General features: G+C 57.1%; 22 protein-coding genes. 3 read left to right on the top strand and 19 right to left on the bottom strand.

Features of this window, described 5'->3' with window-relative positions:
- Nucleotides 1-148 precede the first annotated feature (148 nt).
- Together KO498_RS17095 and deoD are read left to right on the top strand one after the other, a co-directional pair.
- Nucleotides 149-2,140 (top strand): protein meaA, encoded by a 1,992-nt coding sequence (locus KO498_RS17095; RefSeq protein ID WP_215961125.1) that lies wholly within the window; start codon nt 149-151, stop codon nt 2,138-2,140.
- A gap of 100 nt (nt 2,141-2,240) precedes the next feature.
- Nucleotides 2,241-2,948 carry a purine-nucleoside phosphorylase gene (gene deoD, locus KO498_RS17100; protein WP_215961126.1) on the top strand — a complete coding sequence of 236 codons (708 nt, stop codon included), beginning with the start codon at nt 2,241-2,243 and terminating at the stop codon, nt 2,946-2,948.
- Nucleotides 2,949-3,033: 85 nt separating this feature from the next.
- Here the strand turns inward: deoD and KO498_RS17105 are convergent, their stop codons facing one another.
- The 17 genes from KO498_RS17105 to KO498_RS17185 form a co-directional block, all read right to left on the bottom strand.
- Nucleotides 3,034-3,876: an urea carboxylase-associated family protein gene (locus KO498_RS17105; protein WP_215961127.1), complete on the bottom strand. Its 843-nt coding sequence runs from the start codon at nt 3,874-3,876 to the stop codon at nt 3,034-3,036.
- The gene (locus tag KO498_RS17110) at nt 3,869-4,648 is read right to left on the bottom strand and encodes a hypothetical protein (protein ID WP_215961128.1); all 780 of its coding nucleotides are present in this window, start codon (nt 4,646-4,648) and stop codon (nt 3,869-3,871) included. The genes KO498_RS17105 and KO498_RS17110 overlap by 8 nt, the downstream gene beginning before the upstream one ends.
- Entirely contained in the window at nt 4,638-6,278 is a 1,641-nt protein-coding gene (locus tag KO498_RS17115; RefSeq protein ID WP_215961129.1) for an FAD-binding dehydrogenase, read from the bottom strand. Before KO498_RS17115 ends, KO498_RS17110 begins: the two co-directional genes overlap by 11 nt.
- 55 nt (nt 6,279-6,333) lie before the next feature.
- On the bottom strand, nt 6,334-6,474 hold the full coding sequence (locus tag KO498_RS17120; RefSeq protein WP_215961130.1) for a hypothetical protein: 141 nt from the start codon (nt 6,472-6,474) through the stop codon (nt 6,334-6,336).
- 169 nt (nt 6,475-6,643) lie between these two features.
- Nucleotides 6,644-7,426, bottom strand: coding sequence for a succinate dehydrogenase iron-sulfur subunit (locus KO498_RS17125; protein WP_215961131.1), 783 nt, complete (start codon nt 7,424-7,426; stop codon nt 6,644-6,646).
- Nucleotides 7,414-8,184, bottom strand: a complete 771-nt coding sequence (locus KO498_RS17130; RefSeq protein ID WP_215961132.1) for a hypothetical protein — start codon at nt 8,182-8,184, stop codon at nt 7,414-7,416. Before KO498_RS17130 ends, KO498_RS17125 begins: the two co-directional genes overlap by 13 nt.
- A gap of 10 nt (nt 8,185-8,194) precedes the next feature.
- A complete protein-coding gene (locus KO498_RS17135) occupies nt 8,195-8,530 on the bottom strand; it encodes a hypothetical protein (protein ID WP_215961133.1) in 336 nt (111 codons plus the stop codon).
- Nucleotides 8,530-10,335: a succinate dehydrogenase flavoprotein subunit gene (gene sdhA, locus KO498_RS17140; protein ID WP_215961134.1), complete on the bottom strand. Its 1,806-nt coding sequence runs from the start codon at nt 10,333-10,335 to the stop codon at nt 8,530-8,532. The genes KO498_RS17135 and sdhA overlap by 1 nt, the downstream gene beginning before the upstream one ends.
- 11 nt (nt 10,336-10,346) lie before the next feature.
- On the bottom strand, nt 10,347-10,721 hold the full coding sequence (gene sdhD / locus KO498_RS17145) for a succinate dehydrogenase, hydrophobic membrane anchor protein (RefSeq protein WP_215961135.1): 375 nt from the start codon (nt 10,719-10,721) through the stop codon (nt 10,347-10,349).
- A 10-nt stretch (nt 10,722-10,731) separates the two neighbouring features.
- Entirely contained in the window at nt 10,732-11,118 is a 387-nt protein-coding gene (sdhC, locus tag KO498_RS17150) for a succinate dehydrogenase, cytochrome b556 subunit (RefSeq protein ID WP_215961136.1), read from the bottom strand.
- A gap of 210 nt (nt 11,119-11,328) precedes the next feature.
- Nucleotides 11,329-11,754: a hypothetical protein gene (locus KO498_RS17155; RefSeq protein ID WP_215961137.1), complete on the bottom strand. Its 426-nt coding sequence runs from the start codon at nt 11,752-11,754 to the stop codon at nt 11,329-11,331.
- A gap of 69 nt (nt 11,755-11,823) precedes the next feature.
- Complete coding sequence (locus tag KO498_RS17160; protein ID WP_252731517.1) at nt 11,824-12,075, bottom strand: NINE protein; 252 nt, start codon at nt 12,073-12,075, stop codon at nt 11,824-11,826.
- Nucleotides 12,076-12,105: 30 nt separating this feature from the next.
- Nucleotides 12,106-12,384 (bottom strand): NINE protein, encoded by a 279-nt coding sequence (locus tag KO498_RS17165; protein ID WP_215961138.1) that lies wholly within the window; start codon nt 12,382-12,384, stop codon nt 12,106-12,108.
- 64 nt (nt 12,385-12,448) lie between these two features.
- Nucleotides 12,449-13,480 (bottom strand): MaoC family dehydratase, encoded by a 1,032-nt coding sequence (locus tag KO498_RS17170; RefSeq protein ID WP_215961139.1) that lies wholly within the window; start codon nt 13,478-13,480, stop codon nt 12,449-12,451.
- A gap of 2 nt (nt 13,481-13,482) precedes the next feature.
- Nucleotides 13,483-13,686, bottom strand: a complete 204-nt coding sequence (locus KO498_RS17175) for a DUF1737 domain-containing protein (protein WP_215961140.1) — start codon at nt 13,684-13,686, stop codon at nt 13,483-13,485.
- A gap of 1 nt (nt 13,687) precedes the next feature.
- Nucleotides 13,688-14,236 (bottom strand): NnrU family protein, encoded by a 549-nt coding sequence (locus KO498_RS17180; RefSeq protein WP_215961141.1) that lies wholly within the window; start codon nt 14,234-14,236, stop codon nt 13,688-13,690.
- 15 nt (nt 14,237-14,251) lie between these two features.
- On the bottom strand, nt 14,252-15,100 hold the full coding sequence (locus KO498_RS17185) for an HpcH/HpaI aldolase/citrate lyase family protein (protein WP_215961142.1): 849 nt from the start codon (nt 15,098-15,100) through the stop codon (nt 14,252-14,254).
- Between the two features lie 226 nt (nt 15,101-15,326).
- Here KO498_RS17185 and KO498_RS17190 point away from each other — a divergent pair, with 226 nt between their 5' ends.
- On the top strand, nt 15,327-15,629 hold the full coding sequence (locus tag KO498_RS17190; RefSeq protein ID WP_215961143.1) for a hypothetical protein: 303 nt from the start codon (nt 15,327-15,329) through the stop codon (nt 15,627-15,629).
- A gap of 48 nt (nt 15,630-15,677) precedes the next feature.
- Here the strand turns inward: KO498_RS17190 and KO498_RS17195 are convergent, their stop codons facing one another.
- Nucleotides 15,678-15,815, bottom strand: coding sequence for a hypothetical protein (locus KO498_RS17195; protein WP_215961144.1), 138 nt, complete (start codon nt 15,813-15,815; stop codon nt 15,678-15,680).
- Complete coding sequence (locus KO498_RS17200; RefSeq protein ID WP_354667677.1) at nt 15,812-16,558, bottom strand: sulfite exporter TauE/SafE family protein; 747 nt, start codon at nt 16,556-16,558, stop codon at nt 15,812-15,814. Before KO498_RS17200 ends, KO498_RS17195 begins: the two co-directional genes overlap by 4 nt.
- Nucleotides 16,559-16,681: the final 123 nt, after the last annotated feature.

Here is a 16,681-nt window from a genome sequence, read left to right on the forward strand (position 1 = left end):
ATTGGCGAAACAGGCCCGTTCTTGCAAGCGCGATTGCCACGCAGCCTCGCCGACATGCCGCAACGCAGCGAATTGACGCGCCAGATAATTCCAAGTATCAGTCTTTCAACGTAAGATAATTACCGAAACCGATTCACGAGGCCCACCGATGTCGCAACCGCAGAAAACCGCTAAAACTGATCGCCAAGCAGATCGTCCGTGGCTCATTCGCACTTACGCCGGGCACTCAACCGCCGAAGCGTCAAACGCACTTTACCGCTCCAACCTCGAGAAGGGTCAGACAGGCCTCTCGGTGGCCTTCGATCTGCCCACGCAGACAGGCTATGACAGCGATCACACCCTGTCGCGCGGTGAAGTCGGCAAAGTCGGCGTGCCTGTCTGTCACCTCGGCGATATGCGCACGCTGTTCAACAACATCCCGCTTGAGCAGATGAACACCTCGATGACGATCAACGCCACAGCCCCTTGGTTGTTGTCGCTCTACATCGCCGTCGCCGAGGAGCAAGGCGCCGATATATCCAAGCTGCAAGGCACCGTGCAAAACGACCTGATCAAAGAATACCTCAGCCGCGGCACTTACGTTTGCCCGCCCAAGCCGAGCCTCAAGATGATTGGTGATGTCGCCGAATATTGCTACACACATGTGCCCAAGTGGAACCCGATGAACGTTTGTTCCTATCACCTGCAAGAAGCCGGAGCGACGCCCGAACAAGAGCTCTCCTTCGCTCTCGCCACAGCCATTGCCGTGCTTGACGAACTCAAGCCGCGTGTGCCCGCGGAAGACTTCCCCGCGCTTTGCGGCCGCATCTCGTTCTTCGTGAACGCTGGCATCCGCTTTGTCACCGAAATGTGCAAAATGCGTGCCTTCGTTGACCTCTGGGATGAGATCCTGCTTGAGCGTTACGGCGTTGAAAACCCCAAGTTCCGCCGCTTCCGCTACGGCGTGCAAGTCAACTCGCTTGGCCTCACCGAGCAGCAGCCGGAAAACAACGTCTACCGCATTCTGATCGAAATGCTCGCCGTGACGCTTTCCAAAAAAGCCCGCGCCCGCGCTGTGCAACTCCCCGCATGGAACGAAGCCCTCGGCCTCCCGCGCCCATGGGATCAGCAATGGTCAATGCGCATGCAGCAGATCATGGCCTACGAAACCGACTTGCTTGAGTATGACGACTTGTTCGACAACAACCCTGCCGTTGACCGCAAAGTCGAAGCGCTCAAGGAAGGCGCGCGCCACGAGCTTGCCAACCTTGACGGCATGGGCGGTGCTGTCGCGTCGATCGATTATATGAAATCACGGCTTGTCGACAGCAACGCCGCCCGCTTGGGCCGCATCGAGGCGGGCGAAACCGTCGTCGTCGGTGTCAACAAATGGACACAAACCGAGCCATCCCCCTTGATGTCTGAAGACGGCGGCATCATGGTTGTTGACCCAGCGATGGAAGCCGAGCAAGTCAGCCGCCTCAACGCATGGCGCGCCGAGCGCGACACTAAAGCAGTCGAGCAAGCCCTTGCTGCCCTGCGCGCCGATGCGCAAGCCGGCAAGAACATCATGCCCGCCAGCATCAAGGCCGCAAAGGCCGGCGCCACAACCGGTGAATGGGCCGAGCAAATGCGCGCTGTGCACGGCGAATACCGCGGCCCAACCGGCGTGTCCCCCTCGCCCTCAAACAAAACCGAAGGCTTGGAAGAACTGCGCGCTGCCGTTGACACCATGTCCGACAAACTCGGCCGCCGCCTTGCCTTCCTCATTGGCAAACCCGGCCTTGATGGCCACTCAAATGGCGCCGAGCAAATCGCCTTCCGCGCCCGCGACTGCGGCATGGATATCACCTACGATGGCATCCGCCTGACACCAGAAGAGCTGGTCGCCGCCGCCTTGGAGCAAAAGTCCCACGTCGTCGGCCTCTCGATCCTGTCAGGCAGTCACATCCCCCTCGTTGAAGAACTCATGCAGCGCATGGCTGAGGCAGGCCTCTCGCAAACACCCGTTGTGGTCGGCGGCATTATCCCCGACGACGACGCCGAGCGTTTGCTGGCAATGGGCGTTTCCCGTGTCTACACACCCAAAGACTTCGAGCTCAACACCATCATGGCCGATGTCATCACCCTTGCCGAACCAACGCCAGAAGCGGCCGAATAACCCGATCTGTGCACAGCACATTGCACAACATTGCACAGCACATTGCACTGCCTTTCGCTTTGACGCTATCCTAAGCACAACTCAGCGAAAGGCACGCAACATGACAGTCCACATTGGCGCAAACAAAGGCGATATCGCCGAAACCGTCCTCATGCCAGGCGACCCCTACCGCGCCAAATGGGCAGCCGAAACGTTTCTAGAGAAACCTAAACTCGTCAACGAAGTGCGCGGCATGCTCGGCTTCACTGGCACCTACAAAGGCAACCCCGTCACCATTCACGGCTCTGGAATGGGCATGCCTTCCCTGTCAATCTACGCCAATGAGCTGATCCGCGACTTCGGTGCCAAAACCCTGATCCGCATCGGCTCCTGCGGCGGGATGCAACCACATGTCAAAATTCGCGACGTGATCATCGCCATGACAGCTACGTCACTCAACACCCCCTCAATGGGCTTGTTCAAAGAGGTCAACTTCGCCCCCTCCGCCGACTGGACGCTGCTGCACAAAGCCTTCCATGCCGCTGAAGCGATGAAACTCACACCTCATGTTGGCGGAATCTACTCATCCGACGTCTTCTACGACGAGCGCCCCGACCTCACCGAGCAAATGACACGCCACGGCATCCTCGGAGTCGAGATGGAAGCTGCCGAACTCTACACCGTCGCCGCCCGCCTCGGTGCCCGTGCCCTTGCCGTGCTCACGGTCTCGGATCACTTGCAAACCGGCGAAGCCCTGCCCAGCTCCGAGCGCGAACGCAGCTTCGGTGACATGGTTCAAGTCGCTCTCGACGCCGCCTTCCCATCCTAGTTCTTTTTCTTGGCCTAAGTATCCTGGGGGGTTCGGGGGGCTAGCCCCACGACCGGTCGGATTTGCGCAAGCAAATTCGAAACCTCTAGCGCCCATGCCCTCCAAGATAGCCACTCCGCTTCGGGCTTTCCCAACCGTCCAGCGCACGTTCAACAGGGGAAAACATCTCGACCAGCAGCGGATAACATGCCGCCGCATCAGAGGTGTGCTCGCTCGAACAGTCTCCTCCGGGGCAAGCCGACAGCGAACCAAGCAGATCAATCTCGGCAAAAAACTCCAGATAGTCTCCGGGCCGCACAGGCGATGCCTTCATAAAATACTGGCCGGTATTCCGCGTGAACCCCGTGCACATGAACACGTTCAACACGTCATGCACATACGGCTCGGCCTCAGATAGACCTACGCCTAAGTGATCCGCGACAGCCCGCGTCAGGTTGGAATGACAGCAATGATGATACTGCGCGCCACTCAGCAAGTTGCCAGTGTATGGATCACAGCGCGTGCCTATCACATCATGCACCGATCCGCCGTATGCGTCGATGCCATACCAGTCAAGCGTGTCAGCAACGATCGTCGCCATGGGCCGCAGGTTCGGAAACGACGACCACATGCGCTCTCCGGTGCTGATATGCGTGCCATGCAGCGCACGAGTCTTGCCTGAGTAGAACCGCTCGCTCAAATCATGCAGGTTCCACAGGTTAAGATCGCCCACTTGCGGCCCCTCAACCGAGCTGATCCGAAAGAAACTGCCAGCCGGCACTTCAAAGCAGCAGGCCTCCCTTGGCTCCGCAACAACCTCACCCACCTTCACAGCCCCCTTACGGGCCGCTTGGTAAAGCGCCAAGGGCACCTCGGGCAGCGTTTCGTTGGGGTAGCATATCACCGGCTCAATAGCCCGCCTTGCGGCAGCATCCTCGGGTTCACGCATCGCCAGCCTCCTGCGGGTGTTCAAAATACCCTAACCGCGCCTCTTGCGAAACTTCAAGCCTCTGCCAGACAAACGCATGGTCAGCCTCTTCAAGCGGCGCATATTCAGCAGGCGTGAACTTGCCCTCCGTCGCGCGTCCACGCCGCGCTTCAACCGGCCGAAACTGCTCATACCGCGGCAACCCGCTCAACTGCGAGACGCATTCAACAAAACCCTCAGGGTCAGCGCTCACATCTTCATGGCGCACCAGCAAACAGCTTTCAAATCGCGCAGCCAGTGACAAAAACCCTGTCGTCTTGGCGTTACGCAAGGCCAGAATATTGTCAAACCCTGCCCCCGTCAGCGGGTGTCTGTCATATTGCAACTCAGCGCCCCAACGGGCATCGTCTCGCAAAACACCAAAGTTCTGCTCGTCAATCCGTGAGACCCACTCAGCCCTGATAAACTCGGCAAATGGCATCGCCGCGCGCTCGGGCGCGTGCCAGGGCCGCTTGTGCATCGAGCGCAACCAGGGTTCTGGCCCACGAAACAACACCACGGCCAAGGTGCTCGCCGGTGCCGCAACCATCATGGGAAACCCGTGCTTCCAGCCATAGCGAAAGCCGTGCGCTCCGATCCTGTCACCAGCAGAACGCGCGAGTGCGGGGATGTTTTTGATCAGCAGGCTATGCACAAGGTTGGTGCCGGTGTTGCGCTCGCCAAAAACGAAATGCTCGCTCGGCTCGACAACAGCGCGTTGCGCATGAATAACTGGAAAACCGCTATCCTGCATGACGCCCTGCCGCACGACCAGAGAACAAACACCCACCAAGGAAAGTGCCCTCAAGCGCGTTATAGCCGTGATACCCGCCGCCGCCAAAACCCGAGGCCTCGCCCGCTGCATAGAGCCCTTCGATGACATTACCAGCCCCGTCAAGCACCCGCCCATGCACATCCGTATGCAGCCCACCAAGTGACTTACGCGTCAGAACATTGAGCTTCACACCGATCAAGGGGCCGTGTTTGTCGTCAAGTATCCGGTGCGGTTTCGCTGTGCGAATAAGCCTGTCGCCACGATAGGCCCGTGCGCCGCGAATGGCTGTCACCTGTGCATCTTTGCTAAACGGGTTCTCGATCTGCAAATCGCGCGCCTCAACTTGCCTTCGGATCTTGCCCGCATCAAGCGGCACATCGCTCAGCTTGTTCATGCCTGCAACCAGCGCGTCCAGATCATCGGCGACAACAAAATCGGCACCGTTTTTCTTGAACGCTTCAACCGCCCGCGTCGCGCCCTTGCCGAGCCGCTCTTTGAGAACCGCGCTCCACTTACCTGCAGCCAGATCAGGGTTCTGTTCTGATCCCGACAGCGCAAATTCTTTCTCGATAATGCTCTGTGTGAGGATAAACCAGCTGTGTCCATGCCCCGTGCTCAGGATGCGCTTGAGTGTTCCAAGGGTGTCAAACCCGGGCAAATACGGCGCTTCCATGCGCTCGCCAAGCGCGTCAAACCATAGCGACGAAGGCCCCGGCAAAATGCGGATCGCGTGTTTCGGCCAGATCGGGTCCCAGTTCTGAATGCCCTCAACATAATGCCACATCCGGTCTTCGTTGATGGCCCCGGCACCTGCCGTCTTGGCAAGTTCAGCCATCTGCCCGTCAACATAGTTTGGCACGCCCGAGATCAAAAATTCAGGCGCTTGGCCGAGGCGTTTGGTCGGCCACATCTTGCGCACCAAATCGTGGTTGCCGCCAATACCGCCTGAGGTGATCACAACGGCATCCGCCTGATACGCAAAGTCGCCAACAACGTCACGGTTGCTCGCAGCCCCGCGCCGCGCGTCGTCGTCCTTCAGTATATCGCCCGCAACGCCCGTGGCGCGCCCGTCGGCTATATCAAGTGCCGTTACACGATGCCGGTATTTGATCACCAGCTTGCCGCTCCTTACATGCTCGGCCATGAGCGCCGCATAAGGTGCAACGATGCCCTCACCAACACCCCAAGTGATGTGAAACCGCGGCACCGAGTTGCCATGCCCGTGCGCTTGCGCGCCACCGCGTTCAGCCCAGCCAACCACTGGAAACCAGCTATACCCTATCTTGGAGAGCTCTTCGCGCATCCCGCCTGCGGCCCAGTCAACAAAGGCTTCTGCAACTTTGCGAGGGTTTTCATCTTCTGCGCGATCAAACTGCGCCGAGCCGAGCCAGTCATTCATTGCCAGCTCGCGGCTGTCTTTGATACCCATGCGCCGCTGCTCGGGTGTGTCGACCATGAACAGCCCGCCAAGGCTCCAAAACGCCTGCCCACCAAGCGACTGCGGGCCTTCCATATCAAGCAGCAAAACCTGTTTGCCACGCAACACGGCCTCATGCGCCGCCGTCATGCCTGCAAGGCCTGCCCCGACGACAATAATGTCATGCTTCATTCTACGCCCTCGTTTTAAGCCAAGGCTAGAAGGCGGCTTTGATCTTGTCTAGCGACTACGCGGCGACAGGCACTTCTGCATAGTGGTTTTGCGGCGCGTTTTTCGGGGTTTGGGGCGTGTAATAGGCGAAGGCTTGCTCAAGGTCAGCCAAAGCTGCAGCATTTGCCTCTTCGCGGGTGGGTGTCTGCATCGTCATGAGTTTGTTCCTTAACTGGTTTCAAACTCCTCCCGCCGCCCTTTTAACATGACATGCTCGCCTGAACAGCAGACGATTTTGCATAGCTACCAGCGCTGAAATGCATGCCACAAAAAGGGGCACAGCCCGTTACAGACTGTGCCCCTTTCAGATTTCGAAATCTCGTAACTTAAACGACGCGGTCAACCTGCATGCGCTTGATCTCTGCAATCGCTTTCGCTGGGTTCAGACCCTTAGGGCAGGTCTTGGCGCAGTTCATAATCGTGTGGCAACGGTAAAGCTTGAACGGATCTTCAAGGTCGTCCAAGCGCTCGCCAGTTGCCTCGTCGCGGCTGTCCACGATCCAGCGGTAGGCATGCAAAAGCGCTGCAGGGCCGAGGTATTTGTCGGAGTTCCACCAATAGCTCGGGCAAGACGTCGAACAGCAGGCGCACATCACGCACTCATACAGGCCATCAAGCTTCTTGCGGTCGCCGATCGACTGCTTCCACTCTTTTTGCGGGCGGTTGGTCTTGGTTTCAAGCCAAGGCATGATGCTCGCGTGCTGGGCGTAGAAATGCGTAAGGTCGGGGATCAGATCCTTGACCACTTCCATATGCGGCAGCGGATAGATCTTCACGGTGCCGCTCTTCACTTCGTCCATGCCGTAGATGCAGGCCAGCGTGTTGATACCGTCAATGTTCATCGCACAAGAGCCGCAAATGCCCTCGCGGCACGAGCGGCGGAACGTCAGCGTCGGGTCAATCTCGTTTTTGATTTTGATCAGCGCATCGAGGATCATCGGGCCGCAGGTGTCCATATCAAGGAAGTAGGTATCGACACGCGGGTTGGCCCCGTCATCCGGGTTCCAGCGATAAATATCAAACTGGCGCACATTCGTCGCACCTGTCGGCTTGGGCCATGTCTTGCCCGTCGTGATACGCGAGTTCTTGGGCAGGGTCAGCTGAACCATGGTTCGTTTCCTTTCAGTTCTCCAGACATGCGAGTGCCCTTGCCCAATGCGGCAATAAAGCTCTCGGCGGTCTGGCCCAGATGTGGATTCTTGCGGCCAAATTCCTTCACCTCCCCAAGCACGCTGTCAGGCAGCCCCTTGGTGAACGAATGGAAAATGCTATCTTCAGTCTCTTGAGCGACAATCAACCGGCCTTTGCGCGCCACGCAAATATGGGTGATGCCGTTCTCAAAGCACCACTTGGCAAAGCGAATATCGGTAAATTTCTGTGCGCTCTGCATAACCGCAAAAGGCGGCAGGTTGCGTCCCTTGGTGTAAACGGTGCCGGTGCCGACAAAATCAACACAGATCGAGCTCTCGAGCGGCTTGCGCATCTTGTGAAACGTCCGCCGGAAGCCACGTTCCTCAAAGCCTTCAACCATCGTCGAGCCATGCACACCCAGCACAACAGCCTTGTCAGCCGCCGAAGGCAAAACCGACATCATATGGTCAACATAGTCAGGCGCATAGTAAAGATCGTCATCAAGCAGGAAGACGTCATCATCATCCTCCGCTTCAAACACAAACTTGCCGATGTCTTTTAAGTCCTGCTCGGGCAGATAAGGCACAATATTTTTGTAAGCACTCAAAAACGCGGGCACTTCGGTATACTCGTTCAGGCACAAAAACAGCTGCTCAACTTGCGGCGCAATCGCGGCGAGTGTCACCTCGAGGTTGGGCTCACGCGCAGGATAAGTTGCCATATGACCGCGGATCATGCCGGCGCTCCTACAAACTCAGCTGGGCGACAGTCGCCTCAGCTATGCACTTGGTTGCAGCGGGTCGTTGCAACAGGTCAGTGACCAAAGCGATTGTGTCGGCATCAACACCAGCAACCGCATCGCGCGAGAGGCTGAACAACTCACTGCTGTTGGCGGCATCAATCAGGCAGTCTGAATAGGGCGTCACAAGCTTGGCCGGAACTGTGTTCGGTAAATGCGCGGTCAATACCTTTTCAACCGTCGCTTTCGCCGTCACACGGGCCGCATCGTCAACAGCCTCCTGCGCCGTGTCACAGCCTGCGAGCGCCAAAATGCCCACCAGATATGCAGCCCTCAAACGCATCAGAACGTGCGCTCTTTCGGAGCGATTTTCTTGAGGCTGATGCCGCCTTCCTTCTCGGTGGTCAGCGGTTTTTTCACCACATCCCGATGCGTCAGCTTAACCTTGGCGCCGTCAACACGGCTGATCGTGTGAACACGCCAGTTCTCGTCGTCTCGCTTGGCAAAGTCCTCATGCGCATGCGCACCGCGGCTTTCTTTGCGCGCTTCCGCACCGTGAATGGTTGCCAAAGCGTTGGGCATCAGGTTCGCCAGCTCCAGCGTTTCCATCAGGTCGCTGTTCCAGACAAGGCTGCGGTCGGTGACTTTCAGGTCATCCATCTTACCCGCAATTCCGGTCATCGCTTTCACACCCTGCTTCAGTGTTTCAGAGGTGCGGAACACAGCCGCATCGGCCTGCATGGTCTTTTGCATTTCAAGGCGTAGCTCCGCCGTGGCCACATTGCCCTTGGCGTGGCGCAAACCATCAAACCGCTCAAACGCGGCGTCAACACTGGCTTGGTTCATGGTTGGCACAGGTGCGTCGGCATCAACAACCTCGCCTGCGCGGATCGCCGCCGCACGGCCAAACACCACCAAGTCGATCAGCGAGTTTGAGCCAAGGCGGTTTGCCCCGTGCACAGAGGCACAGCCCGCCTCGCCCACAGCCATAAGGCCGGGCACAACTGCGTTCGGGTCTTTCGCCGTCGGGTTCATCACCTCGCCCCAGTAGTTCGTCGGAATGCCGCCCATGTTGTAATGCACGGTCGGAATAACAGGGATAGGTTCTTTGGTGACATCAACGCCAGCAAAGATCTTCGCACTTTCCGAAATGCCTGGAAGACGCTCGGCCAAGGCCTCTTGCGGCAGGTGGCTCAGGTTGAGGTGAATGTGATCACCCTCGGCGCCAACACCGCGGCCCTCGCGAATCTCCATCGTCATCGAGCGGCTCACATAGTCACGCGGAGCAAGGTCTTTATACTGCGGCGCATAGCGCTCCATAAAGCGCTCGCCTTCCGAGTTGGTGAGGTAGCCGCCTTCACCGCGTGCGCCCTCGGTGATCAAACAGCCCGAGCCATAGATACCTGTCGGGTGAAACTGCACAAACTCCATGTCTTGCAAAGCAAGCCCTGCGCGCGCAACCATACCGCCGCCATCGCCCGTGCACGTGTGTGCCGATGTGGCCGAGAAGTAGGCGCGCCCGTAGCCGCCCGTCGCCAACACAACCATCTTGGCGTTGAATACATGCATCGTGCCGTCATCAAGCTTCCAGCAGACAACGCCTTGGCATTGGCCATCGTCGGACATGATCAGATCAATCGCGAAGTACTCAACATAGAACTCGGCGTTGTTCTTGAGCGACTGCCCGTAAAGCGTGTGCAAAATAGCGTGACCTGTGCGGTCGGCGGCAGCACAGGTGCGCTGCACGGCGGGGCCTTCGCCAAACTCGGTTGTGTGGCCGCCGAACGGGCGCTGATAAATCTTGCCCTCTTCGGTGCGTGAAAACGGAACACCATAGTGCTCAAGCTCATACACAGCCTTGGGGGCTTCGCGGGCCAGATACTCCATCGCGTCGGTATCACCAAGCCAGTCAGAGCCCTTAACCGTGTCATACATATGCCACTGCCAGTTGTCCGGCCCCATGTTGCTCAGGCTGGCAGCAATGCCGCCCTGCGCTGCAACAGTGTGTGAGCGCGTCGGGAAAACCTTGGTCACGCAAGCGGTCCGCAGCCCTTGCTCGGCCATGCCCAATGTGGCGCGCAAACCAGCACCACCAGCTCCGACAACTACAACATCATAGTCATGCGTTTCATATTCATAAGCAGCCATGTTCGGTATCCTTAAAAAGCGGCGAGCCGGATGAGGGCAAAAAGACCTACGGCAATAACGGTGTAAGCAAAGCCCTGCGACGCGATGATGAGCAGCTTCTCGGCGGGGCCATGCACATAGTCCTCGATGGCCTCATGTACTTCACGCATCAAATGCAGCATGCCGACAATCAGCGTCAACGTAGTGACGATCAGCGGGAAAGGCTGCGCATAGTAAGCAACGACCTCCTCGAAACTGCCGCCAAAGGCACAGGCGAAAGTGATAACAAACAACGGCAGAAGCACTTGAAGCAAGACCGAGCTGACAAAGTGTTGCCAGTGATGGTGCGTGCCCTCTCGCGCCGAGCCAGAGCCTACTGCGCGTTTGCGGTCGGTGAGATATCTCATGTCTCGCTCCTCAAAGTATAATTGCGACGAGGACTGTCAGCACAGTCGCTCCGATGAGCATCCCGAGGCCCATCTTTTCGGAAACCTCGACATCAAGGCAATATCCAAGATCCCAGATGACATGGCGCAAGCGTCCGAGCATGTGATAAAAAATTGCCCATGTGGCACCAAACATCACCAAGCTACCGAACCAGCTTTGCAAAAAACCGTCGATGGCAGCAAATGAGCTATGTGAAGTGGCCGCTGCCGCCAGCCACCAAACCGGCAAAATCGCGAGCACAAACAAGGCAATCGCCGTGATACGCACCAAGATCGAGGTGCCCGATGTCAGCTGTGGTCGGTAAATTGTCAGATGCGGTGAAAGCGGGCGTTCAATTGGTTTGCTGCTATCAGCCATGAGCATATCCTCTCTTGCGGGTGTGCCGTTTGGTTACGCAAACGGTATACACTGGCACACGTTACCTCTTTGATAACGGTTTTAGAGCCAGAGTCACGCCTATCAAGGCAATTTTTGCGGGAAAAATTGCCGCATATGCCAAGAAAGCCAGTTTGTGATCACGCTCGCATTAACCGTGATCACAAATACCACAATAGCTTACAAAAACCCTCAGTAGAGGCTCTTCAGCACCTCTGTCATCGTGGTGTTGAAGTTAAGATAACCGACCTTCAACTCGCCACGTATCGGAGCGGCCAGCAAATACACCGACATAGGGAAGTCCTGCCCCTTGATGTTGAAGGTGGTCACTTCCTGCACCATCCCGCCACTATCGCGTCGCTGCACGATGGTCTGACAGCTCTCAAACCCGTCGGGGAACAAGCCCTCAAGCTGCGCAATTGGCTTCTCGAGCTTTTCGCTGGCCGTGCCCATGATCTCGGTTGTGATGTCTTTGAAAGCTTGAAAGTCACCCCTCAAAAATTCGGCCTTGGCCGTTTCCAGCAACTCGACTGGCTCAGCTCCGCCCATTTCACAGACAGGCGCTGCAAAGGCGGGGCTACAAAAAACCGCAAGGGCAAAAGGGTATACAAACTTCATGTTCGCTCCTGATGTGTAACGAGGTGCGTTAGCGCGCAGCGAGCTTAAAGGCGCTGCGCGCATATGCTTTTAGCGGCGAAGCGGCAGGCCGTCTTTGTCGCCCAGTGAGCCGGTGATCAAGCGCACAAAATCAATGATCGTCCAGATGCCGAGGCCGCCCAGCGTCAACAGCATCAAGATACCGGTGCCGTGCTTGCCAAGGTAAAACCGGTGAATACCAAGCCCGCCCAAAAAGAAGCAAAGCAGCACCGCGGGAACAAACCCCTTTTCGCTTTCCTGCCCAGCCATCGCACTCGGTTGTTGTTCGTTCATATTTGTCATTATCTGCTCCACTCTAAGTTTAATAACAATTTATAGTTTCACCACACGCCCTAACGAGTCGCGTGCCTGTTCGGTGATCAGTGCATAAAACACTATGATCGTATGCAGCGCGTCTGCCAACAAAACAAGCATGCCTAAGCCTTCTTGCCCGTTAACAAACAGCAATATAGCGATAACGAACAACCCGAAGTCAACACAACCATGGATAATGTTGCCAAGGTAGAAGTGATGCACTCCTACAACGCCGAAAATGCCGCACAGTATAACCGCCAGGCCATAAGATTTTGGTGATTTTTCAACAGTGTTCATCGGGTTCACTCTTTTGGTAATTCAAGCATCATTACAGCATCATTACAGCATCATTACAGCATCATTACAGCGGCATCAAAGCCCAGTAATCGAGATCAAGCAAGACATGCGGAAGGTATTTGCCATCCTCGCCTTTGAGCGTGAAAGCATCTCCTCCGCTCGTCGCCACAAGCCGCAAGCGCACCGCACCAACGCCCGGCGCTGACGTTTCAGCCTTGTCCAGCACCTCCGACCAAGCCTTAACCGTCAGCCCGCTAAAGCAGGGGTTTGCATGCGCGCCGCCGTTCAGCCCGACAATCATCTGCGCGTTCGCAAGGCCATTAAAGCTCAACGCCCGCGCCATCGAGATGATATGACCACCATATATAAGCCGCTGCCCGTCAGGCCGGAATGTCGCGTCAAAATGCACTTTGGCGGTGTTCTGCCAGAGCCGCGTTGCGATCATATGTTCGGCTTCTTCTATGGTCACACCGTCAACATGGTCGATCTGCTCACCAACTTCGTAGTCGCCCCAGCGGTGCGGCTCACCGGCCAGCGAAAAGTCGTAGGTGCTAAAGTCCAAGCCCTCGGGAATGACCAGCTCATCAGCCGGAATGACACCTTTAAGCTCAGGCACAACTGTCTCGGGCGCGGGTGCATCCAAGTCGCGTTTACGCACCATCACCCAGCGCACATACTCGAGCACAACCTCTTCCATCTGGTTCAGCCCGCGCGTGCGCACCCAAACAACACCGGTCTTGCCGTTAGAGTTCTGCTTAAGGCCAATCACCTCACTCACCGAGCGCAAAGTATCGCCGGGGTAAACAGGCCGCAGCCAGCGCCCCTCGGCATAGCCAAGGTTGGCAACCGCGTTGAGCGACACATCAGGTACCGTCTTGCCAAACACCACATGAAACGCCGCCAAGTCATCAATCGGGCTGCCTTCTAGCCCGCTATCAGCCGCGAACATGTCAGACGAGTAAAGCGCATGCCTTGCCGGATAAAGCGCATGATAGAGCGCGCGCTCGCCCTCACCAACAGTGCGCGGCACGGCGTGCTCGATCACTTGACCGATGCTGTAATCTTCAAAGAAATTGCCCGAATTTGTCTTTGCCATAGTCACTGCGCTCCTAGCTTCATATCGGGCGTGTAAGGCGTCTCGACATTCTTGGTCACAGCCTGTCCGCAGCGCATCACACCGCGCGCGCTGTCAAAGGCATAAGTCGGCGAGCCATACAGCTCCCAGCCCTTGCTCAGCGCATCCGAAACCTTGTGGCAAAACGCCGATGTGTCGTCTTCTGTCAGCAGTCGATAAATCAGCATATCAGCCTCCGAAAGGGTTGGGGCCAACAAGCCCGTGCACATAGCCGATCACGCCCACAAGCAACACCGAGATCGCTAGGAACATCGCATCTTTGCCGATACTGCCTCTGGGCTTTGGCGTAAACTCTGGCTCGCTCCGGTTGATCACGATCACCTCAAGCACCGCCCAAGCCAGCAGTCCGCCGAACAGCACAAACGAGGCCACATCAGGATTGACCAGCAAATGCGCGATCGTCCAGATCTTGAAGCCGATCAGCATCGGATGCCGCATTTTGTAAAACACAGCGCCTTTGCTCGGCCCGGGGCTGGTAAAGTAGAGCGCTATCAGCACCAGCAAAACGGTGATGTGCTTCATGAATGACGGCACAATCCAAAGATCAAAGCTCTCGGTCGCGCGATATCCGATCACCATCAACACAACCGAAGCGACGATCACCAAAGCCGAAACACCCTTGGCCTTAGCGCCCATCGCTGCGTGTTTTTCCGGCAGTGCGCGTTTCCAAAAGTGCCCGCCATACCAAAGCACCAAACCTGCGATCAAAATCGTCATTGCCGTCTCCTATTGTTACGTGCCGGAAATGGCCGCAGCCATCGCCAGAATTTTCTGCGCGGTTTCTACATGCAGGTTCTCGACGATCTTACCATCAACAACTGCAACGCCCTGCCCGCTGGCTTCAACCTCTTCAAACGCTGCAATCTGGCGTTTGGCAAGCTCGATCTCGGCCTCACTTGGCGAGAAGGCCGCATTGCACACCTCAACCTGCGCAGGGTGAATAAGCGTTTTGCCGTCAAAGCCCATGTCGCGGCCTTGGTCGCACTCAACCTTCAGGCCCGCGTCGTCCTTAAACTGGTTATACACCCCGTCGATCGCCACAACACCGTAAGCCCGCGCCGCGAGCAGCATCATCTGCAAGCTGGCCTGCATCGGCAAACGGTCAGCGCGGAAACGGCAGTTCAGCTCTTTGGCAAGGTCATTGGTGCCCGCAACAAAGCCCTTCATCTGCGGATGCGCCGCGATTTCTTTGGCGTTCAGCACACCAAGCGGCGTCTCGATCATCGCCCAGATTGCCTTGTCCTGTCCGACAATCGCCGCCAGCGCGTCAACATCGGCTGCCGTGTTCACCTTTGGCAGCAGGAAAGCATCCGCCTCGGCATCCTTCATCGCCGCCGCATCGTCCTTACCCCAGGCACTATCAAGCGCGTTCAGCCGGATGATCTTCGCCCGCGCGCCGTAACCGCCCTCTTTCAGAGCCGCCTTCAAGGTATCGCGCGCCTCAACCTTGGCATCAGGCGTCACAGCGTCTTCCAGATCAAATATGATCGCATCCACATCAAGCCCGCGAGCCTTCTCCAAAGCGCGGTCTTTTGAGCCGGGAATGTAAAGAACCGAGCGGTAAGGGCGTGGCATGTCCATTTTGATCTCCGAGTATGTCAGCAATAAAGTTGCGCAGACCTCGCATTTTTCGGGCGAAAACTTCAAGTGCAAAGTTGCTGCAATGCAGAATGGGCGCCTAAAACTGTAGCCCAAATCTTCAAACTTCCCTCACATTCGTCTTAACGCCCGCTTCGTTAACCAAACCTCAAACCCTGCGCGCAAGGCTAAGAACATTGCACATCCGTTAGGAAGAAAGGTTCTCACCATGCAACTCATAGCCAAAACGGCTCTCGTCATCGCACTCGTAATCGGGGCCCCCGCATTCGCATCCCAGAACTGCGCCCCGCGCGAGCGCATCGTTGAACGCCTCGCCGAAAAATACGGCGAAACGCGGCAATCCGTCGGCCTCGGCGCCAACAATGCGGTGGTTGAAGTCTTTGCCTCGCAAACCAGCGGCACTTGGACAATCACCGTCACAACCGCCGCAGGCCTCACCTGCCTCGTCGCCAGTGGTCAAGCATTTGAAACCTTGGCCGAAGCTCTGCCAGCCAAAGGCAATGACGCCTAAAGCCGCAATATCATGCCGTGCTTTTCATCGGCCTTGAAACCTACAGCTTCATAAAACCCGCGTGCCAGCGTGCCCGAGCACGGCTTCAAAAGCCGCGCGCCCTGCAACCGCCCCGCTTGCCGTCAACTCCCGGTAAAGCCCCTCGGCCTCGGGCCAGTCTTCAATCGTTAAAGTCCGCAAACTCATGTCAGCCCATCCCAGATCAGCTTGCAGCCTGTTGCCGTCAGCAACACATAGGTCAGACCGAAGAACACCCGTTCGCTGATCAGAAAATGCGCTTTGACGCCAAGCCAGGCGCCAAACAGCGCAAACGGGGCCAGCATCAGGTCAACCTTCAGCGTCTCTAACGTGAATATCCCCATAAACGCATAGGGCACGACCTTAACTATGTTGATCGCCCAGAACACCAGCACGGACGTCGCCTGATACTCGGTCTTGCCCGGTTTCTGGGACAGTAAGTAAACCGCCGCCGCTGGCCCGCCCGCATGGCTGATAAAGCTGGTAAAACCGGTCAAAACCCCGAAGAAAGCACCGCCCACGGCTCCCATCGGCCTCTGCGCAATCGGCAACCTGCCGCTGCGCCCAATGATCCGGTAAATCACAAACAAAACGGCAATCGCCCCGATCAGAAGCCGAAGCGTATCAGCATCGGCAACCTTGTAAAACAACGCGCCCAAGACAACACCCGGCACACCGCTGATAATCAACAGCCGCGCGTCCTCCCGACGCCAGCGCTTCCAGTAAGGCCTTAAAGTCGCCGCGTCCATCAGCATCAGCAGCGGTAACATGATACCCAGCGCCAGTCCCGGCTCAACAACCAGAGCCAGAATCGCCGCCGCCGCAAAGGCCGCCCCCGAGCCAAAGCCCGCCTTGGACACCCCCGCAAAGACCACAGCCGCACCGGCAATCAGCAAAAAACCAAGATCCACTGTAAACGCCTCCAAAGTCACGGTTTCTAAACCGAATTAGCGCTATCAGAGGGCCACAAGCAAGATCACTTCTCGCCGCGCCGCACCGCAGCGCTCTTGCTTTCGCCACGCAAAGCGCCTACG

This window comes from Lentibacter algarum (assembly GCF_018860975.1).
Taxonomy (GTDB): Bacteria; Pseudomonadota; Alphaproteobacteria; order Rhodobacterales; family Rhodobacteraceae; genus Lentibacter; species Lentibacter algarum_A.